Source organism: Cobetia sp. LC6, assembly GCF_030264805.1.
GTDB lineage: Bacteria > Pseudomonadota > Gammaproteobacteria > Pseudomonadales > Halomonadaceae > Cobetia.
The window spans coordinates 31,479-54,362 of record NZ_JASSPL010000003.1; the positions used below are offsets into that span (position 1 = coordinate 31,479).

The 22,884-nt window shown below is 62.1% G+C and carries 18 protein-coding genes and 2 tRNA genes; 2 read left to right on the plus strand and 18 right to left on the minus strand.

The features are described 5' to 3' along the window. Positions 1 to 27: 27 nt before the first annotated feature. The 10 genes from nusA to rlmE form a co-directional block, all read right to left on the minus strand. Positions 28 to 1,521, minus strand: coding sequence for a transcription termination factor NusA (nusA, locus tag QQF40_RS05080; RefSeq protein ID WP_054556444.1), 1,494 nt, complete (start codon positions 1,519 to 1,521; stop codon positions 28 to 30). Positions 1,522 to 1,597: 76 nt separating this feature from the next. Continuing rightward, positions 1,598 to 2,056 (minus strand): ribosome maturation factor RimP, encoded by a 459-nt coding sequence (gene rimP, locus QQF40_RS05085; protein WP_175089040.1) that lies wholly within the window; start codon positions 2,054 to 2,056, stop codon positions 1,598 to 1,600. Positions 2,057 to 2,179: 123 nt separating this feature from the next. Beyond that, positions 2,180 to 2,256: transfer RNA gene (locus QQF40_RS05090), tRNA-Met, on the minus strand. Between the two features lie 103 nt (positions 2,257 to 2,359). After that, a tRNA-Leu gene (locus QQF40_RS05095) sits at positions 2,360 to 2,446 on the minus strand. A gap of 62 nt (positions 2,447 to 2,508) precedes the next feature. Further along, complete coding sequence (gene secG / locus QQF40_RS05100) at positions 2,509 to 2,895, minus strand: preprotein translocase subunit SecG (RefSeq protein WP_043333391.1); 387 nt, start codon at positions 2,893 to 2,895, stop codon at positions 2,509 to 2,511. Between the two features lie 5 nt (positions 2,896 to 2,900). Then, positions 2,901 to 3,647, minus strand: a complete 747-nt coding sequence (tpiA, locus tag QQF40_RS05105; RefSeq protein ID WP_175089039.1) for a triose-phosphate isomerase — start codon at positions 3,645 to 3,647, stop codon at positions 2,901 to 2,903. A gap of 215 nt (positions 3,648 to 3,862) precedes the next feature. After that, entirely contained in the window at positions 3,863 to 5,212 is a 1,350-nt protein-coding gene (gene glmM, locus QQF40_RS05110; protein ID WP_043333386.1) for a phosphoglucosamine mutase, read from the minus strand. Beyond that, entirely contained in the window at positions 5,209 to 6,102 is an 894-nt protein-coding gene (folP, locus tag QQF40_RS05115) for a dihydropteroate synthase (RefSeq protein WP_285460639.1), read from the minus strand. Before folP ends, glmM begins: the two co-directional genes overlap by 4 nt. Positions 6,103 to 6,517: 415 nt before the next feature. After that, positions 6,518 to 8,509, minus strand: a complete 1,992-nt coding sequence (gene ftsH, locus QQF40_RS05120; protein WP_175089038.1) for an ATP-dependent zinc metalloprotease FtsH — start codon at positions 8,507 to 8,509, stop codon at positions 6,518 to 6,520. 483 nt (positions 8,510 to 8,992) lie between these two features. Continuing rightward, a complete protein-coding gene (rlmE, locus tag QQF40_RS05125; RefSeq protein WP_225347478.1) occupies positions 8,993 to 9,616 on the minus strand; it encodes a 23S rRNA (uridine(2552)-2'-O)-methyltransferase RlmE in 624 nt (207 codons plus the stop codon). Positions 9,617 to 9,895: 279 nt separating this feature from the next. Here rlmE and yhbY point away from each other — a divergent pair, with 279 nt between their 5' ends. Continuing rightward, positions 9,896 to 10,210: a ribosome assembly RNA-binding protein YhbY gene (yhbY, locus tag QQF40_RS05130; RefSeq protein WP_043333380.1), complete on the plus strand. Its 315-nt coding sequence runs from the start codon at positions 9,896 to 9,898 to the stop codon at positions 10,208 to 10,210. A 106-nt stretch (positions 10,211 to 10,316) separates the two neighbouring features. On the opposite strand, the gene QQF40_RS05135 is transcribed toward yhbY, so the two are convergent. The 5 genes from QQF40_RS05135 to dapB form a co-directional block, all read right to left on the minus strand. After that, a complete protein-coding gene (locus QQF40_RS05135; protein WP_285460640.1) occupies positions 10,317 to 10,769 on the minus strand; it encodes a hypothetical protein in 453 nt (150 codons plus the stop codon). A gap of 125 nt (positions 10,770 to 10,894) precedes the next feature. Continuing rightward, a complete protein-coding gene (gene greA, locus QQF40_RS05140) occupies positions 10,895 to 11,371 on the minus strand; it encodes a transcription elongation factor GreA (RefSeq protein ID WP_043333374.1) in 477 nt (158 codons plus the stop codon). Further along, positions 11,368 to 14,598 carry a carbamoyl-phosphate synthase large subunit gene (gene carB, locus QQF40_RS05145; protein WP_285460641.1) on the minus strand — a complete coding sequence of 1,077 codons (3,231 nt, stop codon included), beginning with the start codon at positions 14,596 to 14,598 and terminating at the stop codon, positions 11,368 to 11,370. The genes greA and carB overlap by 4 nt, the downstream gene beginning before the upstream one ends. Before the next feature lie 67 nt (positions 14,599 to 14,665). Continuing rightward, a complete protein-coding gene (carA, locus tag QQF40_RS05150) occupies positions 14,666 to 15,811 on the minus strand; it encodes a glutamine-hydrolyzing carbamoyl-phosphate synthase small subunit (protein ID WP_285460642.1) in 1,146 nt (381 codons plus the stop codon). A gap of 601 nt (positions 15,812 to 16,412) precedes the next feature. Beyond that, positions 16,413 to 17,219 carry a 4-hydroxy-tetrahydrodipicolinate reductase gene (dapB, locus tag QQF40_RS05155; RefSeq protein WP_043333367.1) on the minus strand — a complete coding sequence of 269 codons (807 nt, stop codon included), beginning with the start codon at positions 17,217 to 17,219 and terminating at the stop codon, positions 16,413 to 16,415. Between the two features lie 210 nt (positions 17,220 to 17,429). Between dapB and QQF40_RS05160 the strand changes: the two genes are divergently transcribed. After that, the gene (locus QQF40_RS05160) at positions 17,430 to 18,458 is read left to right on the plus strand and encodes an esterase-like activity of phytase family protein (RefSeq protein ID WP_285460643.1); all 1,029 of its coding nucleotides are present in this window, start codon (positions 17,430 to 17,432) and stop codon (positions 18,456 to 18,458) included. A 149-nt stretch (positions 18,459 to 18,607) separates the two neighbouring features. On the opposite strand, the gene dnaJ is transcribed toward QQF40_RS05160, so the two are convergent. The 3 genes from dnaJ to grpE form a co-directional block, all read right to left on the minus strand. After that, positions 18,608 to 19,759 (minus strand): molecular chaperone DnaJ, encoded by a 1,152-nt coding sequence (gene dnaJ / locus QQF40_RS05165; protein ID WP_175089033.1) that lies wholly within the window; start codon positions 19,757 to 19,759, stop codon positions 18,608 to 18,610. A 169-nt stretch (positions 19,760 to 19,928) separates the two neighbouring features. Next, the gene (dnaK, locus tag QQF40_RS05170) at positions 19,929 to 21,851 is read right to left on the minus strand and encodes a molecular chaperone DnaK (protein ID WP_175089032.1); all 1,923 of its coding nucleotides are present in this window, start codon (positions 21,849 to 21,851) and stop codon (positions 19,929 to 19,931) included. 203 nt (positions 21,852 to 22,054) lie between these two features. After that, the gene (gene grpE / locus QQF40_RS05175; RefSeq protein ID WP_175089031.1) at positions 22,055 to 22,678 is read right to left on the minus strand and encodes a nucleotide exchange factor GrpE; all 624 of its coding nucleotides are present in this window, start codon (positions 22,676 to 22,678) and stop codon (positions 22,055 to 22,057) included. Positions 22,679 to 22,884 lie beyond the last annotated feature (206 nt).

Here is a 22,884-nt window from a genome sequence, read left to right on the forward strand (position 1 = left end):
TACGACCCTCCTGAGCCCGTGACCTAGTTACTGTTCGCTTGCGAACCAGGGCGCGCGGGCGGTCATGATCAACGCCGCTGCTCGCTCTTCGTCGACGCCTTCGATGTCTTTCAGATCATCGATGGCCTGCTCAGCAAGGTCTTCCATGGTGACGATACCCTTGCTGGCCAGGATGTATGCCAGATGACTCTCCATGCCTTCCATGTTGAGCAGGTCTTCGGCCGGCTGTGCGCCGTCCAGTTGCTCTTCAGTGGCGATGGCGAGATTCAGCAGTTCATCCTTGGCCCGAGCGCGCAGCTCCTCGACCAGATCCTGGTCAAAGCCCTCGACCTCGAGCATTTCCTCGAGCGGGACATAGGCGATTTCCTCGAGTGAGGTGAAGCCCTCGTCCACCAGGACACGGGCTAGATCCTCTTCAATCTCGAGATGAGTGATGAAATATTCGACAAAACTGTCGATTTCCTGCTCGCGCTTGCCCTCGGCTTCCGCCTCGGTCATGACGTTGAGCTGCCAACCGGTCAGCTCACTGGCCAGACGAACGTTCTGACCGCTGCGACCGATGGCCTGAGCCAGGTTGTCCGCAGCGACAGCGACATCCATGGAATGGGTGTCTTCGTCGACCAGAATGGAACCGACATCTGCCGGCGCCATGGCGTTGATGACGAGCTGGGCAGGATTGTCATCCCACAGGATGATATCCACGCGTTCGTTACGCAGTTCATTGGACACGGCCTGCACGCGTGAACCACGCATGCCGACACAGGCACCGATCGGATCGATGCGCTTGTCGTTGCTCTTGACCGCGATCTTGGCGCGCGAACCCGGGTCACGGGCAGCCCCCTTGATCTCGATCAGCTGCTCGGCGATTTCCGGGACTTCGATCTTGAACAGCTCGATGATCAGCTCAGGACGCGTACGCGACAGGATCAGCTGAGAACCACGAGCATCCGCGTCGACTTTCCACAGCAGGGCACGAACCCGCTCGTTCAAGCGGTAGCGCTCGCCGTGAATCATCTCACCGCGCGGCAGGAAGCCTTCGGCGTTGTCGCCCAGATCGATGATGAGGCCATCACGTGTCGTCTTCTTGACGATACCCGCGACCAGCTCACCTTCACGCTCGGCGTAAAGACGCACCACTTCCGCACGCTCGGCCTCGCGCACCTTCTGCACGATGACCTGCTTGGCGGTCTGTGCCGCGATGCGACCGAACGCTTCGGATTCGATCTGCTTCTCGACCACGGCACCCAGCGCCAGCGGCTCTTCGCGCTGTTCGGCGATGCTGGCCTTGATCTCGTAGTCCGGCGTCTCGAACTCGTCGTCTTCGACGACGGTCCAGCGACGGTAGGTCGCGTAATCACCGGTGACACGATCGATCTTGACGCGGATATCCGCCTCTTCCTGATCGAAACGCTTGCGTGACGCCGAAGCCAATGCCGCTTCGACGGCTTCGAAAATCACATCCCGCGGCACGCCTTTCTCGTTGGAGATGGCGTCAACGACCAGCAGAATCTCTTTGCTCATGACTTTGCCTCGCCAGAAACCTGTCCTTGCGCATCGACCCGGGCTCGCAACGCGAGCGGTGTGCCGACAACGTCAGTTATTTGAACTGCGGCACAATGCGTGCCTGGTCGATGCTTTCAATGGGAAAGCAGTATTCTTCTTCATCGACCCGGATCACGACATCACCGTCTTCGGTGCCAGTCACCAGCCCCTGGAACTTGCGCTGGCCATCGAAGGCCTGGCGAAGTCGCAGTGCCACCACGTGACCGATGTAGCGCTCGTACTGGTCAAGCGTGAACAACGGACGATCCATGCCTGGAGACGAGACTTCAAGCTGGAACTGACCGGTAATGGGGTCCTCGACATCCAGTACGGCACCTACCTGACGACTGACGCTTGCGCAGTTGTCCACGGTAATGCCATCGGGATGGTCGATATAGATCACCAGACGGGACTGCTTGCCTTGGGAGAGATAGTCGATACCCCAGAGCTCGAAGCCCAGAGCAGAGACGACTGGATCGATAAGCGCGTTAAGCGCAGCGTCCTTGGTTGACACAGACGAGGCTCCTACAGCAGTTGCATCAGGCACCTGACCGGGAGTAGAGAAGAGAGCTAGGTGGCTGATTGGCACTGGTGCTAACAAAAAGCCCCTTCATAGGAAGGGGCCTTTCAAGAAACTTGGTAGCGGGGACCGGATTTGAACCGATGACCTTCGGGTTATGAGCCCGACGAGCTACCAGACTGCTCCACCCCGCAACAATAGTCGGACGATGGTAATGTCACCGAAAAAGGAGGTCAAGGAATGACGTCTTTCCAAGGTGGCAGAGTTGCGTCCAGACTGCCAATCGATCTAACAAGATGGTGCCGAAGGGGGGACTTGAACCCCCACGACCGTAAGGTCACTACCCCCTCAAGATAGCGTGTCTACCAATTCCACCACTTCGGCACGGGGGCGGGTATCGCCTGAGACGTTACCCGGAAGAATTCAAATTCAACGCCTTGAATTCCTTAGAGTGCTGGCTGGTCTGCGTTGCCGCTTTCCTCAAGCACTGGCGACGTATTCTCCACACTTTCCTCGGAGTCGTCAAGTGATGGCAGTGAATTTTTCTGCTGCTCGATCACGCTGGCATTCGGAATGCCCGCTTCGACTGACGGCTGGTTGGCATTGGATGCGAACCAGGCCAGTGTCAGAGAGGTCGCGAAGAAGCCCGCGGCCAGAACACCCGTGAAGCGCGCGAGGAAGTTGCCGCTACCGCTGGACCCGAAAACGGTCTGGGAAGCACCACCGCCACCAAAGGCAGCGCCAGCTTCGGCACCCTTGCCCTGCTGGAGAAGGACGAGCACGATCAGCGCGACCGCGAGTACCACATGGACCATCAGAACGGCTACTTGCATGAGATTCAACCTGCAGACTGGCAAATGGCTAGGAATTCGTCGATCTGGAGCGAGGCACCGCCCACGAGACCGCCGTCGATATCCGGCTGCGCAAGCAGCTCGGCGGCATTGGCAGCTTTCATGCTACCGCCGTACAACAATTGCATTGCCTCGGCGAGCGAGGAAGACCACTCGGCCAGGCGCGCGCGAATGGCCGCATGGACCTCCTGCGCCTGCTGGGGCGAGGCGGTGCGCCCGGTACCGATGGCCCAGACGGGCTCATAGGCGACGACCAGACGCGTGCGCTCATCGGCGGAGAGCGCGGAGAACACCGCCTCCAGCTGTCCCAGCACGACACGCTCCGTGTCACCGGCTTCACGCTCCTCGAGCGTCTCACCGACGCACAGCACCGGTGTGAGGCCAGCGGCAAGCGCCGCCTCGACACGCGCCAGCACCGCCGCATCGTCTTCAGCATACAGGCTTCGACGCTCCGAGTGCCCGACCAGCACCATCGCGGCACCGACATCCTTGAGCATCTGACCCGCCACTTCGCCGGTAAAGGCACCCTCGCTCGCCGGGTTCAGCGTCTGCCCCGCCAGCGCCACGCTCACAGGCATGCTCGCGCGAGCGGCGCTCAGATAAGGGAAAGGCACTGCCAGCGCCACCTGAATGCCCTGCGGCAGCTCAGCCGCCTGCAGGCCCCGGGCAAACTCATCGACCAAGGCAAGATCACCATTCATCTTCCAGTTTCCGGCAATCAGCGGTGTACGCATGTGCTTCTCCCTTGTGAGCAGTGCGAGGATGGTAATGGAGCCGCCCTTGACTGACAACCTTAGCGACCCCTGTCAAGCCCCGTGATCCGGCACGATCAGGCTCGGGGCAACTGCCAGAAACGACAACAGGCGCACTCGGCGCCTGTTGTCGTCCTGCGCAACCCGACCGCTCGGCGACGTGAACCGTCACCCCGGCGAGCTGCCTTGTCAGCGCATCACGCCGACATGCTGGATTCGACCGTCGCGGCGATCTGGCCCGCCAGCGCATCGACATCGAAGTGCGGACGGCCTTCGACCATGACGCGAATCAGCGGTTCCGTACCGCTGGGACGCAGCAGCACGCGCCCTTCATTGCCCAGCGTCTGCTCCACTTCGACCACCGCGGCCTGCACGGCGTCCGCCGCCATCAGCGCCTTGTTGTCGCAGCCCGGCGCCAGACGCACATTGATCAGCGCCTGCGGAGCCTTTTCGAAGCCGACCAGCAATTCACTGAGCGAGCACTCTTCACGCGCCATGATCGCCAGCACCTGCAGCGCCGAGACGATGCCATCACCGGTGCTCTGGATATGGCTGCAGACGATGTGACCGGAGGATTCGCCGCCCAGCTGCCAGCCGTTGGCTTCCAGACGCTCGATGACGTAGCGATCACCGACCTTGGCACGCTCGAAGGGGATTCCCAGACCTTCCAGCGCCGCCGCCAGACCGAAGTTGGACATCAGGGTGCCGACGACACCGCCGCCCAGCACACCGCGCTCGTGACGGTCACGCGCGATCATGTAGAGGATGTCGTCACCATCGATGACACGGCCATCGGCATCGACCAAGATCAGGCGGTCACCATCCCCATCGAAGGCCACGCCCAGATCGGCGCCCTGCTCGATGACAGCTGCGCGCAGCGCCTGCGGGTGCGTGGAGCCGACGCCCTGATTGATGTTGAGGCCATCCGGCTCACCGCCGATGACGCTGACCTTGGCACCCAGCTCACGGAAGACGTTTGGCGCGATGTGATAGGTCGCACCATGCGCGCAATCCAGCACCACCTTCATGCCGTGCAGACCCAGACGGCCCGGCAGCGTGGACTTGCAGAATTCGATATAGCGGCCGGCCGCATCCTGGATGCGTGACGCCTTGCCCAAGCTATCCGGGCCGACGATCACGATATCGCGGTCCAGCTCGGCTTCGATCTCGGCTTCCAGCGCATCATCCAACTTGGTGCCGGCTGCGGAGAAGAACTTGATGCCGTTGTCCGGATAGGCGTTGTGGGAGGCCGAGATGACGATACCGGCATCGGCGCGGAAGGTGCGCGTCAGATAGGCGATCCCCGGTGTCGGCATCGGGCCGAGCAGGGAAACATCGACACCTGCTGCCGAAAGGCCGGACTCGAGCGCGGATTCGAACATGTAGCCCGAAATGCGCGTGTCCTTGCCGATCAATACCTTGCCGCGGCCGTGACGGGCGAATACGCGCCCTGCCGCCCAGCCCAGCTTGAGCATGAAGTCTGGCGTGATGGGGAATTCCCCAACCGTGCCGCGAATACCATCCGTACCAAAATAACGTCGACTCATCGTATCGTGCCTTCCTGTAGCACGGCCCATGCCATGTCGACAGCGTCGACAGTCGGGGCCACGTCGTGAACGCGAAACAGCCTGGCCCCGTCACGAACGGCCAATGCCGTCAGCGAGAGGTTACCAGCCAAGCGATCCTCTACCGCGCGCCCGAGGGCATTGCCGATCATGCTCTTGCGTGAGGTGCCGATCAGCAGCGGGAGGTTGAATTCATGCAGCTGCGCCATGCGGTGATACAGGCGCAGATTGTCTTGCAGTGACTTGCCGAAGCCGAAACCGGGGTCCAGCAACAGTCGCTCACGCGCGATGCCTGCCGCCTCACAGGCCGCGATGCGCGCCGCCAGAAACGTCCGGACTTCCTGCTCGATGGACTGAGCATAATGCGTATCCTGCTGCATGGTGTCCGGCTCGCCGCGCATGTGCATCAGACAGACGGGCAGCCCGCTGTCAGCGGCAGCCTCGAGCGCGCCGTCTCGATTCAGCGCACGCACGTCATTGATCATGCCGGCCCCCAGCTGTGCGGTCTCGCGCATGACTTGCGGGTTGCTGGTATCGATGCTCACCAACGCGCCCAGCTCGCTCACCAGCCGCTCCACCACCGGGCAGACCCGCTCAAGCTCTTCTTCGGTACTGACCGGCGTCGCCCCGGGGCGTGTCGACTCACCGCCGACATCGATCATCGCGGCACCATCAGCCAGCATCTGCTCGGCATTGCGCAGCGCGGCGTCCAGTGTCGCGCTGCGACCGCCATCCGAGAAGGAGTCCGGGGTCACGTTGAGAATCCCCATCACCCGCGGACGCGAAAGATCGAGAAGGTGTCCACCACACTCCAGCGACATCAGATGGCCCACTCGAGGCTCTAGAGGCGTACTCAAGGCAGAATTCGTCATGGCATTCCATGCAGGCGAGAGGGGCACGAAGGTGTCTTCGCAGCCCAGTCAGAAATGATTGCGCACCACTTTAAAGAGCCAGCCCATGGCGCGCAAGGCGTGGAATGGCCGCCACACGGGGCGTCAGCAGATGGCAACGCCATCGGCTCAGACCTTTCACCCCACGCTCATCATGGCGCTGACAATGCCCGTGCAGAGACATGAGTCGACGCCGCCACGCCACGGCGTAGGCAACTCATCAGCAGCACCTTAACTTCACCAGCGTCATTGCTGCAGCGGCACAGGCCACCACTGCTGCAGACAAGAAAACGCCCGACTGGCAAGCCAGTCGGGCGTTTTTCCTTTCTGAGGCTCAGACATCGCATGCGATATCGGGCGCCCCTTATGCCTAGATCAGGCCTAGATCAGGCCTACATCAATGACCGCTCGGACCACCCAGCGGGTCAGACGGGCGACGGCGGTTGCTGTCGTCATCTTCACTGCCATCAGCGTCATCATCCGCCTTGGGAGCTTCCGCCTTCGGAGTGTCGGCAACCGGGGCCACCAGGCCACCGTCACCGCCGCTTGCCGGGCCACCCCAGTCTTTCGGCGGACGCGGAGTACGACCTGCCATGATGTCCGCCAACTGCTCGGCATCGATGGTCTCGTAGGTCATCAGCGCTTCGGTCATCGCATCCAGCTTGTCGCGATTCTCTTCCAGGATCTGCTGCGCCTTGGCGTAGCACTCGTCGATGATACGACGCACTTCCTTGTCGAGACGCGAGGTGGTGTCGCCAGACTTCAGCTTGCCACCACCCTGACCCGGACCACCGAGGAACTGATGGGACTCGTCCTCGTCGTACATGATCGGGCCCATCTCGCTGGAGAGGCCCCACTTGGCGACCATGTTGTGGGCAAGCTCGGTAGCACGCTTGATGTCGTTGGACGCACCGGTGGTGACACCATTCGGGCCCAGCGTCATCTCTTCGGCGATACGACCACCGAACAGCGAGCAGATCTGACTGATGATCTGCTGGCGCGAGTAGCTGTAGCGATCCTCTTCCGGCAGGAACATCGTCACACCCAGCGCACGACCGCGCGGAATGATCGACACCTTGTAGACCGGATCATGCTCGGGCATCACCAGACCGATGATGGCGTGGCCAGACTCGTGATAGGCCGTGTTGCGCTTCTCCTTCTCGGACATGACCATCGACTTGCGCTCGGCGCCCATCATGATCTTGTCCTTGGCCAGCTCCAGCTCTTCCATGCCGACCAGACGCTTGTTGCGACGCGCGGCGAACAGGGCGGCTTCATTGACCAGGTTGGCCAGGTCAGCACCGGAGAACCCCGGCGTACCACGTGCAATGTTGACCGGCACGACGTCGTCGCCCATCGGCACCTTGCGCAGGTGCACGCCGAGGATGTGCTCGCGACCACGGATGTCCGGCAGTGCAACGGTCACCTGACGGTCAAAGCGGCCCGGGCGCAGCAGCGCAGGGTCAAGCACGTCAGGACGGTTGGTCGCGGCGATGACGATGATGCCGTCGTTCGCCTCGAAGCCATCCATCTCGACCAGCAGCTGGTTCAGTGTCTGCTCACGCTCATCGTGACCACCGCCCATGCCGGAGCCACGGTGACGGCCGACGGCGTCGATCTCATCGATGAAGATGATGCACGGCGCCTGCTTCTTGGCCTGCTCGAACATGTCACGCACACGAGAGGCACCGACACCGACGAACATCTCGACGAAGTCAGAGCCGGAGATGCTGAAGAACGGCACCTTGGCCTCACCGGCGATCGCCTTGGCGAGCAGAGTCTTACCGGTACCCGGCGGGCCTACCATCAAGACGCCACGTGGGATCTGACCACCAAGACGCTGGAACTTGCTGGGGTCCTTGAGGAAGTCGACCAGTTCCTCGACCTCTTCCTTCGCTTCGTCACAGCCTGCGACGTCGCTGAAGGTGGTCTTGATCTGGTCCTGGCTCAGCAGCTTGGCCTTGGACTTGCCGAAGCTCATCGGGCCACCCTTGCCGGCACCGCCACCCTGCATCTGGCGCATGAAGAACATGAAGATGGCCAGAATGATCAGAATCGGGAAGCTGGCAATCAACAGGCGTGTCCACAGCGACTGCTGCTCAGGCTTCTTGCCGATGACCTCCACCTTGTTGGCAAGCAGGTCATCCATCAGCTTGGGGTCGGACGCCGCCGGCCGGATGGTGGTGAAGCTGGAGCCATCGGCCCGCTCACCCTCAATGGTGTAACCATCGATGGTCACACTCTTGATCCGGTCGTTCTGCACCTGCTGGACGAACTGTGAATAGTTCATCGCCTGCGGCGAGGTATCGACGCTGAAGTTGTTGAACACCGTCAGCAGCACTGCTGCGATGATCAACCAGAGAATCAGGTTCTTCGCCATGTCGTTCAAGGGGACACCCTCATTGCATGAATCTGTCTTGGCATGCCGTGAATACTCCGACTGCCGTCTTGTGGTGGCCTGCCATGCTATCTGATCGTGCCTGCGGGGTATCAAGTCAGCGCAACGCGCCACTTCGCCCTACCGAGTCACTCAAAGCTTGCCGTGCATTGTGCTACTTGCCTGCCAGCATCGGTAAGGCATTGAAACCCACCGAACTGTCACTGGCCCATCGTACTCAAGACCCAATGATATCGACACTACACCAGATGGGGGCTGGCAACCATTGCTTAAAGCCCGACAATGGACTATTGCGCCGATAGACAGCCTGCATCAGCCAGCGCCAGTGATTCGCCCGGACACATTGGCACCAGCTTGGACGAGCATCGCATGGCTCGCCTTAACCCGCGATGAAGCATGCGACCAGCAACGTGGGAATCTCGCCACCGCGAGCCGATGCCTGCCGCATGCAGCGCCGGACAAGGACACTTACCGTCAACCCTTGAAGCCCTGCCCCAGCAGATAGACTTCGCGTGAGCGAGCACGCGACGCTTCCGGCTTGCGGGTCACGACCTTCTTGAAGCTGCCGCGCATGTCCTTCAGGTAGGCATCGAAGCCCTCGCCCTGGAAGACCTTGACCAGGAAATTGCCGCCCGGCTTGAGAGTCTGGCGCGCCAGATCCAGCGCCAGCTCGACCAGGTACATGCCGGCAGGCTGATCGATCGCGCTCATGCCGCTCATGTTGGGCGCCATGTCGGAGATCACAAGGTCCACCGGGCGGTCGCCCAAGGTGGCCAGAATCTGGTTCAGCACGGCCTCTTCGGTGAAGTCGCCCTGAATGAAGTCGACCCCGGCCAGGGCGTCCATCTCGAGAATGTCGGAGGCGATGACCACGCCTTCCATGCCGACGCGGTCCGCGGCGATCTGGCTCCAGCCACCGGGGGCTGCGCCGAGGTCAATGACGGTGGCGCCCGGCTTGAGCAGGCGGTCCTTGTCATCGATTTCAATCAGTTTGTAGCTGGCACGGGAACGATAACCGTCGGCCCAGCTGCGCTGGACATAGGCGTCATCAAAGTGTTCCTTCATCCAGCCAGCACTGCTCTTGCTGGGGTGAGCCACGTTGTCACCTGGAATGTCGGGGAAAATCGAATACTGGCGGGAGATAGCGCGGGGGATAACGACGACACGAAAGGCGTGGCGAGCTTGCGCACGGGTCGTGTCATGAGCGTCGTCATGGAGTAGAATGGCGGGTCCTGCGCGCGGTTCCGCCCGCGGGCACAGACATTGCCTGCGCAACAGACGGGTTCACACCCCTGGATTTCAAGCCCTGGAGTCGACCCTGTCTTTCGCTACGCTCCCCGCTCCCATCGGACGCCAACAGGGAAACTTTACGATACCATGAGCTTGTCACAGTCACAAAAGAAAGCATTTCGCAGCATCGGGCACCATCTTGACCCGATCGTCACCGTCTCGGAAAACGGCCTTTCCGAAGGCGTCGTGACCGAACTGGAGCGCGCACTCCACGATCACGAACTGATCAAGCTGAAGCTGGCGATCAACGATCGCGAAGCGCGCGGCGAGGTGGCTCGCCACCTGTGCAGCGAAACCGGCGCGACCCTGATCCAGAGCATCGGCAAGATCGCTCTACTGTATCGCCGGAACCCGCAGGCCAAGCCGAAGCTGTCGAACGTACAGCGCTTCAGCGAAAAGTAAGCCGCCAGGCCCAGGCCTGACGAGGCTCACCTCGCACGCCACGCCTGCCGCAGACAGAAACGCCGCCCTCATCGAGGGCGGCGTTTCTGTCTTCTGTTGCTGACAATCACGACCTGACGCGCTGATTCAGCTCGAAGGTGATGTCGTCCAGCGCCCGCTGGGTGACCTGATGACGCTTGAGTGTCGTCTGCCTGGACTCCCCATCACCGTTACCGGCATCGCGATACTTGATGACCAGCGTCTTCTTGTCGAAGGTGAAATCATCGATCAGCTCATAATCGATCTTGCGACACCCCATGAGTGGTGACGGCCGCAGATAAAGCGCCTGATCTCCGAAGTGCGCCAGCGGCATCACCAGGTGGAAAACTCCCCTCGCCAACAGGGCACTCCCCAGGAGCAATGATGGCGTCAACAGCGCCGATTCCCCGGTGTACCGATAGGCAAACGACTGGGAGGCCACATAAGCCACCCCGAACAGCATGAACCCGAGCACCATGAAGATGGCCACCATGGGGGTTGCCATGATGCGCTTTTCCGGCTGACTTCCCTGTACTTCCATCACTCCCTCCCTGAAGGTTTTCGTGCCCGCAGGCAAAAAAACAGCCCTGCCGGGATGACCGGCAGGGCTGTCACGACATCAGGATCTGACGAATCAGAGACGATGCACTTCAGATGTGACGTGCTTCAGATGTGATGCACTTCGGAGATTTCATACTCCACATCGCCACCCGGGGTACGCACGACCACGACATCCCCTTCTTCCTTGCCGATCAGCGCACGCGCGATCGGAGAGGTGACGGAGATCTTGCCGTCCTTGATGCTGGCTTCATCTTCGCCAACGATGCGGTAGCGCACTTCGCTATCGTCATCGAGGTTCATCAGGTCGACCGTGGTGCCGAAGATCACCTTGCCGGTCTTCGGCAACTTGGTGACGTCGATCACTTGGGACATGGAGAGCTTGGACTCGATCTCCTGGATACGACCCTCGATGAAACCCTGCTGTTCACGCGCAGCGTGGTACTCGGCATTCTCCTTGAGATCGCCGTGCTCACGGGCTTCCGCGATGTCAGCGATGACCCGGGGACGCTCAGTGCCCTTTAGGTGCTCGAGCTCCTTGCGAAGGCGGTCTTCGCCTTCGACGGTCATCGGACTTCTACTCATATCATGACTCCTGCATGCATATCCTGGAGACGACGGACCTTGACGTCGTTGCCGTAGGCAAGCGCCATGCACACGGCATTGGCTCCCGCCAGCGTCGTGGCGTAGGGCACCTTGTGTGCCAGCGCCGTGCGACGGATCACGGACGAGTCATTGATGGCCTGACGTCCCTCTGTGGTGTTGACGATATAGGCGATCTCGCCGTTCTTGATCATGTCGACGATATGCGGCCGCCCTTCGAACACCTTGTTGACGGGTTCAACCTCGAGGCCGGCAGCGGCGATCACCTCTGCCGTGCCACGGGTAGCACAAAGCGTAAAGCCTAATGTTACCAGAGAGCGGGCTACCTCGATAACGCCCGCCTTGTCGAACTCACGCACGGACAGGAAGGCCTTGCGGTCGCCAGTCAGGGTCGGTATGGCTTCACCGGCACCCAGCTGCGCCTTGTAGAAGGCTTCCGCGAAGGTATCGCCAGAGCCCATCACTTCGCCGGTGGACTTCATTTCCGGCGACAGGATCGGGTCGACCCCCGGGAACTTGGCGAACGGCAGCACCGCTTCCTTCACACTGTAGAAGGTCGGCACGATTTCCTGGGTGAAACCGATCTCTTCCAGGGTCTGGCCAGCCATGCAGCGTGCGGCGATCTGCGCCAGCGACTGGCCGATGCACTTGGAGACGAACGGCACGGTACGTGAAGCGCGCGGATTGACCTCGATGACGTAGATCACGCCATCCTGCCAGGCCAGCTGCACGTTCATCAGGCCGACGACGTTGAGTTCCAGTGCCATGCGCTTGACCTGCTCGCGCATCTCTTCCTGGACGTCTGCCGGCAGCGAGTACGGCGGCAGGGCGCACGCGGAGTCACCGGAGTGGATACCGGCCTGCTCGATGTGCTGCATGATGGCGCCGATCACGACCTGCTTGCCGTCGGACACCGCATCGATGTCGACTTCGATGGCCGCGTTCAGGAAGTGGTCCAGCAGCACCGGCGAGTCATTGGAGACCTTGACCGCGTGGGTCATGTAGTTCTCGAGCTCGGCGGCGGAGTAGACGATTTCCATCGCGCGACCGCCCAGCACGTAGCTCGGGCGCACCACCAGCGGGTAACCGATGACCTCGGCCTTGACGAAGGCTTCCTCAAAGCTGCGCGCGGTGGCGTTTTCCGGCTGGATCAGATCGAGCTTCTCGATCATCTGCTGGAAACGCTCGCGGTCTTCGGCGCGGTCGATGGCGTCCGGCGTGGTACCGATGATCGGCACACCGGCGGCTTCGAGCTCACGCGCCAGCTTCAGCGGCGTCTGGCCGCCGAACTGGACGATGACACCGACCGGCTGTTCCTTGTCGGCGATCTCCAGCACGTCTTCCAGGGTGACCGGCTCGAAGTAGAGGCGATCGGAAGTGTCGTAGTCGGTCGAGACCGTTTCCGGATTGCAGTTGACCATGATGGTCTCGTAGCCGTCCGCGCGCATGGCGAGGGAGGCGTGGACACAGCAGTAGTCGAACTCGATGCCCTGACCGATACGGTTCGGCCCGCCACCCAGCACCATGATCTTCTTCTTGTCGCTGACTTCCGCCTCGCACTCTTCCTCATAGGTGGAGTACATGTAGGCGGTGTCGGACGCGAATTCGGCCGCGCAAGTGTCGACGCGCTTGTAGACCGGACGGATGCCCTGCTTCTGACGGTGCTTGCGGAAGGCCTTCTCGGACACGCCCATCAGACGCGCCAGGCGCGCATCGCTGAAGCCCTTGCGCTTGAGGCGGAACAGACGATCGGCGTCCATCTCGCCCAGCGAGCTTGCGGCCACTGCGCCTTCCTGGGCGATCAGGTCGGCCAGCTGCACCAGGTACCAGCGGTCGATGTTGGTGAGACGGAAGATCTCTTCGATATCGAGGCCGGCACGCATGGCATCGGCGATGTAGAAGATACGCTCGGCACCAGCGGCCTGCAGCTCGCCCTTGATGCGCGCCATGTTCTCGTCGCTGAAGTTCTCGACGATCGGATCGAGACCGTCAACGCCGGTCTCCATGCCACGCAGCGCCTTCTGCAGGGATTCCTGGAAGGTACGGCCGATGGCCATGACTTCGCCGACCGACTTCATCTGCGTGGTCAGGCGGTCATTGGCCTGCGGGAATTTCTCGAAGGTGAAGCGCGGAATCTTGGTGACGACGTAATCGATGGACGGCTCGAATGACGCCGGCGTCTTGCCACCGGTGATGTCGTTCTGCAGCTCATCCAGGGTGTAGCCGACGGCCAGCTTGGCGGCGATCTTGGCGATCGGGAAGCCGGTCGCCTTGGAAGCCAGTGCCGAGGAACGCGACACGCGCGGGTTCATCTCGATCACGACCATGCGGCCAGTGTCCGGGCAGATGCCGAACTGGACGTTGGAGCCGCCGGTCTCGACGCCGATCTCGCGCAGAACGGCCAGCGACGCATCACGCATCAGCTGGTATTCCTTGTCGGTCAGAGTCTGGGCCGGGGCGACGGTGATGGAGTCACCGGTGTGCACACCCATCGGATCGAAGTTCTCGATGGCGCAGACGATGATGCAGTTGTCGTTCTTGTCACGAACGACCTCCATCTCGTATTCCTTCCAGCCCAGCAGCGACTCGTCGATCAACAGCTCGCGGGTCGGCGACAGCTCGAAGCCGCGATGGCAGATCTCTTCGAATTCTTCACGGTTGTACGCCACGCCGCCGCCGGAACCGCCCATGGTGAAGCTGGGGCGGATGATGGACGGGAAGCCCAGCTCGGCCTGGATTTCCCAGGCTTCTTCCATGGAGTGCGCGACCTTGGCCTTCGGGCACGCCAGACCGATCTTCTTCATCGCCTTGTCGAAGCGATCACGGTCTTCGGCCTTGTCGATGGTGTCGGCGTTGGCACCGATCATCTCGACGCCGTACTGCTCGAGCACGCCTTCGCGCTCCAGTGCCAGTGCACAGTTCAGCGCGGTCTGGCCGCCCATGGTCGGCAGGACAGCATCCGGGCGTTCCTTCTCGATGATGCGCGCCACGGCTTCCCAGGTGATCGGCTCGATGTAGGTCGCATCGGCCATCACCGGGTCGGTCATGATGGTTGCCGGGTTGGAGTTGACCAGGATGACCCGGTAACCCTCTTCACGCAGGGCCTTGCAGGCCTGTGCGCCGGAATAGTCGAACTCGCACGCTTGGCCGATGACGATGGGGCCGGCGCCGATGATCAGGATGCTTTTCAGGTCTGTACGTTTAGGCATGTCTCTTCCCGCAATGATCTGGTGACTGAACTCAACGATGGATCAGGCCCTCGGGCCTGCGCTCGGCTCAGCGTCGCGCGCGCATCATCTCGATGAAACGATCGAACAGCGGGGCGACGTCCTGCGGGCCGGGACTGGCTTCCGGGTGCCCCTGGAAGCTGAAGGCCGGGCGGTCGGTGCGCTCGATGCCCTGCAGGCTACCGTCAAACAGCGACTTGTGGGTCGCGCGCAGGTTGCTGGGCATGCCCGCTTCATCCACTGCGAAGCCGTGGTTCTGGCTGGTGATCATCACCACACCGCTGTCGAGGTCCTGCACCGGGTGGTTCGCACCGTGGTGACCGTGGCCCATCTTGACCGTAGTCGCGCCGGAGGCCAGTGCCAGCAGCTGGTGGCCCAGACAGATGCCGAAGACCGGCGTGTCGGTCTCGAGCACTTCACGAATCGCCGTGATGGCGTAGTCGCAGGGCTCGGGGTCACCCGGGCCGTTGGACAGGAAGATGCCATCCGGATTGAGCGCCAGCACCTCAGCGGCAGGCGTCTGCGCCGGCACGACGGTCAGGCGGCAGCCGCGGGAGGCCAGCATGCGCAGGATGTTGTGCTTGACGCCGTAGTCGTAGGCGACCACGTGGAAGGGGCGTTCGGACTCACGGGTATCGGCGTAGCCTTCGCCCAGTGTCCATTCGCCTTCGTGCCACTCGAACTGCTCGCTGCAGGAGGCTTCCTTGGCCAGGTCCATGCCCTTCAGACCCGGGAAGGCGCGTGCCGCTTCCAGCGCGCGTTCCACGGCGTCATCACCCTGGGCATCTTCACCGGCGAGGATGGCACCGTTCAGGGAACCCTTCTCGCGCAGGATGCGCGTCAGGCGACGCGTGTCGATGTCAGCGATGCCGACGACATTCTCGTCGCGCAGGTACTGATCGAGGGAGCGAGTGGAGCGGAAGTTGCTGGCCAGCAGCGGGAGGTCGCGGATGACCAGGCCGGCGGCTGCGACGCTGCCGGACTCGGTGTCCTCGTCGTTGATGCCGGTATTGCCGATGTGCGGATACGTCAGAGTGACGATCTGTCGGGTGTAGGAGGGATCGGTCAGGATTTCCTGGTAGCCGGTCATGGCAGTGTTGAACACTACCTCGCCGCTGGTCTGCCCATCAGCACCGATGGCGCTGCCGTGAAATACACTGCCGTCTTCCAAGGCCAGTATCGCGGGTTTGATCAACGCAACGTCCTCCCCATAGTGTCCACTTTCCTGCCCGGAATCCGCGGTCGAACACCGGACATGCTGCTTGATTATCGTGCTCGGCATTCGCCGAGCCTGTGTCCCGCTGCCGACTTCTGCCAGGCGCCTGTCACTGGACAGACGCGCGCCAGAAGCGGCAAATTCAGGTTGCAAAAAAGCGGGACGAAACCGAAAAATCAGGTTTCATCCCGCTTGTTATCATTCTTCGGAATGCTGCTGGCCCGAGCGCTGCCAAAACGGCAACCAATAGGGCGGCCAAGAACGTGGCCAAATTGGGTAGAGATTACCGGAATCCTTGAGTGCTGACCACCCCGCGCATGCCCCGCCAGCAGGCGACAAGGCCCACGATACGGCCGTTTCGTCGCTGCGGTCAGCTTGACGAAACCCTTGGCCGGGCCAGGACACTGCACACCACTTGCAAAGCGAGGCAGTCCAGCGGCACAAGGCGGCCCCAATGGCTCACACTTGCGCCGCATCCTGCCCACCAAGACAGCTTTCAAGAAATGCTCCTGAATGTCGCCAGACGGTCATCTCAGCGCTTCGCTCTGCATTCCGCTTGCCCCTTTGCTCTCCACTTCGCTCACTTGAGCCCCAGCACATCCTGCATGTCATAGCGGCCGACTTCACGCCCTGACAGCCATTCGGCCGCGCGTGCCGCACCCTTGGCGAAGGTCATGCGGCTCGACGCCTTGTGGGTGATCTCGATGCGCTCGCCTTCGGTGGCGAACATCACGGTGTGCTCGCCGACGATGTCACCGGCACGCACGGTAGCGAAGCCGATTTCCTTGTCGGTACGCGGGCCACACTGGCCTTCACGCGCAAAGACACCATGGGTGGCGAGATCACGCCCGATGGAATGTGCCACGGCCTCGCCCATCGCCAGCGCCGTGCCGGACGGGGCATCGACCTTGTGACGGTGGTGCGCCTCGATGATCTCGATGTCATAGCCGGCATCGCCCAGGGCACGCGCGGCGGTCTCCAGCAGCTTGAGGGTCAGGTTGACGCCGGAACTCATGTTGGCCGCGAACACGAAGGGCACGCTGTCACGGTAGCCATCCAGCTGCTCGAGCTGCTCCGGCGTGAAACCGGTCGTGCCGATCACCATGCGCTTGCCGTGCTCGGCGCACAGCGCCAGGTTGGCCAGTGTCACCTGCGGTGCGGTGAAGTCGATCACCACATCGAAGTCATCCACCACGGCAGCCAGACTGTCGCTGGCGACCACGCCCAGACGGCCCTGACCGGCCAGCTCACCGATGTCGACGCCCGCCAGGGAGCTGCCGGATTCGACGATGCCCGCCGCCAGCGTCAGACCTTCCACTGCACCGACGGCCTCGACCAACGTGCGTCCCATGCGTCCGGCGACGCCCATGATTGCGATACGGGTCATGCTGACTCCTGCCTGTTGTGGGTCTTGAGGGTGACAGCCCGCGAGCATGCCCCGAGCGTGCCACCTATGCTGTGCCACGAGTATATCAGCCGCCTGCAGCGTTGGCTGACGTCATGTATTTGTGCCGGTTACGCGCTAGAGTAGCCTCGTACCGGGTTGTCTCCTGTTGATCGTCATTTTTCTCTTCACCGCCCAGTCTCCGGAGTCAGCATGCCTGCACGCCAATTCTTCGCCTCGCGCCGCTGGCGCATGCTCCAGACCATCGCTGTCACCGCAGCGCTCGCCAGCCTGTTGAGCGCCTGCGGCGTCCACCCGCGCCCCTACACGCTGGCATCGCCGGAGCAGAAGAGCGAGTTCCCGGAAATCCAGTGGTGCGGCACGCTCAGGCTGCCGGGCAAATGGCTGGATGACACTCCCGTCGGTGGCCTGTCGGACATCGGCTGGGACCAGGACGAGTCACTGCTGTATGCCGTGTCGGACCGCGGCTGGCTGCATCGTCTGCGGCTCGCCTTCCGCCATGGCGAGCTGGTCGGAGCCAAGGCGCTCAATACCTACACCCTGCGCGACGAGACCGATGTCTCGCTGCGCGGCGCCCTCAGTGATGCCGAGGGCCTGCAGCTGCTGCGCGCGAACAATGACCGCCGCGGCGATTCCCGCCTGGTGATCAGCTTCGAGCAGCAGCCACGTGTCGAGCACTTCCTGCCCAGCGGCCTGGCCGTCAGCGAGCCCTTCACCCCGATGGGTGCGCGTGGCGCGGCGCCCAACAACGGCATGGAGGCCCTGACCCTGCACCCGCAATACGGCATGCTCGCCGGGCTGGAAGCCACGCCCGAGGGCATGAGCGAGGGCATGACGCGCATCTTCAGCCTCGACGACAAGCACGAGTGGAGCTACCCGCTGGCCAGCGACACCGGCTCGAGCCTGACCGCGATGGAGATGCTGCCCGACGGTGACATGCTGATGCTGGAGCGCGCCTTCTCACCGCCCTTCCCGCTGGTGATCAGTCTGCGCCGCGCGCATCTCGGCGAGCCCGGCACCCAGGCCGAGGTACGCACCCTGGCACGCCTGTCGAGCGGCGACGGCTGGTCGCTGGACAACTTCGAAGGGCTCACGCATCTGGAAGGCAATCGCTTCCTGATGATCTCGGATGACAACTTCAGCAGCTTCCAGACCACGCTGCTGAGCTGCTTTGCGGTCATCGAACCAGAAGCCTTCACGGCTGAATCAGCGCCGCAATAGCCATGCCCCGGGCTGCGTTACTGGACTGAATTGCTGGACTGAGTCACCGGGCCTGAAACGCGAGAGCCCCGCACTCGAATTGTCGAGTGCGGGGCTCTCTGGCATGAAGGCCATCCACGGAACTGGCCCGCGAATGGCAAGGCGAATGCCTAGGGCTTCATGTCCTCGAAGAACTTCTTCACGCCATCGAAGAAGCTGTTCTCCTTCGGTGAATGGCTCTTGCCGGTATCACCGAGGCTCTGCTGGAACTGACGCAGCAGCTCCTTCTGCTCTTCATTCAGGCTGACCGGGGTCTCGATGACCACCTTGCACAGCAGGTCCCCCGCGGGGCCGCCGCGCACCGGCTTGACACCCTTGCCGCGCAGGCGGAACAGCTTGCCGGTCTGGGTCTCGGCCGGAATCTTCAGCACGACACGTCCGTCGAGGGTCGGCACGTTGAGCTCGCCGCCCAGCGCCGCATCGACGAAGCTGATCGGCACTTCACACTGCAGGTGACGACCATCGCGCTTGAAGATCTCGTGCTCGCGCAGGTTGACCTGCACATACAGATCACCGGACGGCCCGCCATTGACACCGCCCTCGCCTTCGCCATTCAGACGGATGCGGTCGCCAGTATCGACGCCCGGCGGAATCTTGACCGAGAGGGTCTTGGATTCCTGGACGCGGCCTTCGCCGTGACACTTGCGGCACGGCACGCTGATCTTCTCGCCACGACCGTGGCAGGTCGGACACGCCTGCTCGACCGCGAAGAAGCCCTGCTGCATGCGCACCTTGCCCATGCCATTGCAGGTCGGGCAGGTTTCCTTGCTGGAACCCGGCTCGGCACCATCGCCATCGCAGTGGTCACAGGCCGCCAGACGCGGCACGCGGATGTCGACCGTGGTACCGGCAACCGCCGATTCCAGATCGAGATCCAGGTTGTAACGCAGGTCGCTGCCGCGCTGCGGAGCGTTCGGGTTGCGACGACCACCGCCGCCACCGAAGATGTCACCGAAGACATCGCCGAACACATCGCCGAAGCCGCCGGCACCACCACCGCCAAAGCCGCCGCCACCGAAGCCGCCGCCGCCCTGACCATCGACACCGGCATGACCGAACTGGTCATAGGCGGCGCGCTTGTCAGCGTCGGACAGCACTTCGTAGGCTTCAGAGACTTCCCGGAACTTCTCGGCCGAAGTTTCATCATCCGGGTTGCGGTCCGGGTGATGCTTCTGGGCCAGGCGTCGGTACGCCTTCTTGATGTCCTTGGTGTCGGCGCCACGCTCGACACCAAGCACTTCGTAATAATCACGCTTGGACATGGATCAGGTCCGCCTGGATTGCTGGCAGCCTGAGGCTGCCGGTCTGTTCTGGAATGCCGGTTGTCACCGGTGGCTCGCGGCTAGCGCAAGGCGCCACCGATGCAAACGACAACGCGGGACACCTTCACAAGGCTCCCGCGCTGTCATCAGACGTCGTTCAAGAAATCCCTCAGGACTTCTTGTCGTCGTTGACTTCCTCGTACTCGGCGTCAACCACGTCGTCGTCCTGCTTCTTGCCAGCCTGACCTTCGGCAGCCTGCTCCCCCTGGGCGCCCTGCTCGGCGTAGAGCTTCTGCGCCAGGTTGCCGGACGCTTCGGTCAGTGCATCCAGCTTGGCCTGGATCGCATCCTTGTCATCGCCTTTCAGGGCTTCTTCCAGCTCGGAGATCGCCGTCTCGATGGCTTCCTTCTCGCTGGCTTCAGCCTTGTCACCGGCTTCGGTCAGGGTCTTCTTGGTCGCGTGAATCATGCCGTCGGCCTGATTGCGCAGCTGGACCATTTCCTCGAACTTCTTGTCTTCGTCGGCGTTGGCTTCCGCGTCACGCACCATCTGCTCGATCTCGTCGTCGGACAGGCCGCCGGAAGACTTGATGACGATGGACTGTTCCTTGCCGGTCGCCTTGTCCTTGGCGGACACGTTCAGGATACCGTTGGCATCCAGATCGAAGGCGACTTCGATCTGTGGCACACCGCGCGGTGCCGGCGGAATGTCGGCCAGGTCGAAGCGACCCAGAGACTTGTTCTGCGCGGCCTGCTTGCGCTCACCCTGCAGGACGTGGATGGTCACCGCGCCCTGGTTGTCTTCAGCGGTGGAGAACACCTGAGACTTCTTGGTCGGGATGGTGGTGTTCTTCTCGATCAGCGGCGTCAGCACGCCACCCATGGTCTCGATACCGAGGGTCAGCGGCGTCACGTCCAGCAGCAGCACGTCCTTGACGTCGCCGCCCAGCACGCCGCCCTGGATGCCGGCACCGACAGCGACCGCTTCATCCGGGTTGACGTCCTTGCGTGCTTCCTTGCCGAAGAACTCGGCTACCTTGGACTGCACCAGCGGCATGCGGGTCTGACCACCGACCAGGATGACGTCGTCGATCTCGGAGGCGGACAGGCCGGCGTCGGACAGCGCGGTCTGGCACGGCTTCAGGGAGCGTGCGACCAGGTCGTCGACCAGAGACTCGAGCTTGGAACGAGTCACCTTGACGTTCAGGTGCTTCGGACCGGTGTTGTCAGCCGTGATGTACGGCAGGTTCACGTCGGTCTGCTGAGCGCTGGACAGTTCGATCTTGGCCTTCTCGGCGGCTTCCTTCAGACGCTGCATGGCGAGGTTGTCGCCGGACAGGTCGATACCGCTGTCTGCCTTGAACTGGTCAACCAGGTAGTTGATCAGGTGCATGTCGAAATCTTCACCGCCCAGGAAGGTGTCGCCGTTGGTGGCGAGCACTTCGAACTGGGTCTCACCGTCGACGTCGGCGACTTCGATGATGGAGATATCGAAGGTACCGCCGCCCAGGTCGTAGACCGCGATGGTCTTGTCACCACGGGACTTGTCCATACCGTAGGCGAGGGCTGCGGCAGTCGGCTCGTTGATGATGCGCTTGACGTCGAGACCCGCGATGCGGCCGGCATCCTTGGTCGCCTGACGCTGGGAATCGTTGAAGTAGGCCGGAACGGTGATGACGGCTTCGGTGACTTCTTCACCGAGGTAGTCTTCCGCGGTCTTCTTCATCTTCTTGAGGATTTCCGCACTGATCTGCGGCGGTGCCATCTTCTTGTCTTTCACCTGCACCCAGGCGTCGCCGTTGTCGGCTTCGACAATCTTGTATGGCACCATCTTGATGTCTTTCTGAACCACATCATCCTTGAACTTGCGACCGATCAGACGCTTGACCGCGAAGAGGGTGTTCTCCGGGTTGGTCACTGCCTGACGCTTGGCCGACTGGCCGACCAGAATCTCGTTGTCGTCGGTGTAAGCGATGATGGACGGTGTGGTGCGACCGCCTTCAGCGTTTTCGATGACCTTGGTTTTCTCGCCGTCGAGCACTGCCACACAGGAGTTGGTAGTTCCCAAGTCAATACCGATGATGCGTCCCATAATCGTATACCTCGAATCTATTGCTAGCCTGAAAGATAAGTCTGGATGTCGGCACCTTGTGTCGGTGCCTGAACTTGTTTCTCTAGATGGGGTCGCGTGTCAGGGTTTCAAGACCCGGCCGGGCAAATTTTCCCGGGCCGGATCGCCCTGAGCCCCCACAGGGCGCGATCCAACGCCGACTGGGCGCTGGGAGCGCGCAGGCCTCATGAGGCCTTGCTGACTGCCACCATCGCCGGACGCACCAGGCGGCCATTGAGGGTGTAACCCTTCTGCATCACGTCGATGACGCTGTTCGGTTCCGCGTCCGGGGACGGCACCATGGCGACAGCCTGATGGTATTCCGGATCGAAGGGCTCGCCGTGCGGGTCCAGCTGCTCGACGCCTGACTTGTTCAGGGCATCCAGCTGCATTTTCAAGGTCATCTCGATGCCTTCGACGTGGGTCTTGGCCGCTTCGTCACCCGACATGGATTCCAGCGCCTTCTCGAGGGAATCCACCACCGGCAGCATTTCCTTGACGAACTTCTCCAGCGCGAACTTGCGCGCCTTCTCGGCGTCCTGCTCGGCACGACGGCGCGCGTTCTGCGCATCGGCAGCCGCGCGCAGCGCCTGGTCCTTGGCTTCCTTCACGGCCTGCTCAAGCTCTTCGACCTGAGCGGCCAGCATCTCGGCTTCCGGGTTGTCCACCAGAGTACCTTCGCCGCCGGTATCGTCGGCATCCAGTACGTTGTCGATCACTTCACCTTCCGGCGTTTCCGGCTGCGGCTCGGCATCGCGAGCGGCACGCTGAAGCTCTTCATCCATCGGGGTCTGCGGGTCCTGAGCCATGCTGATCTCCTGCGGGCCGGCGTCTATGCGCCATTGCCCTGATTCGTGGCCTGCTGAGCGTGTCGCGAAGCATCACACGCACTGGCTGACAGACAGGCCATGAGTTGCCTTGAGAGGCAGCAAGGCCAGGCCATTGCTGCCGACTGAAAGTGTCAGTGCCTCTATATGGGGACAGCACATCGCTTCTCAAGCCTTGCCGCGGGCTT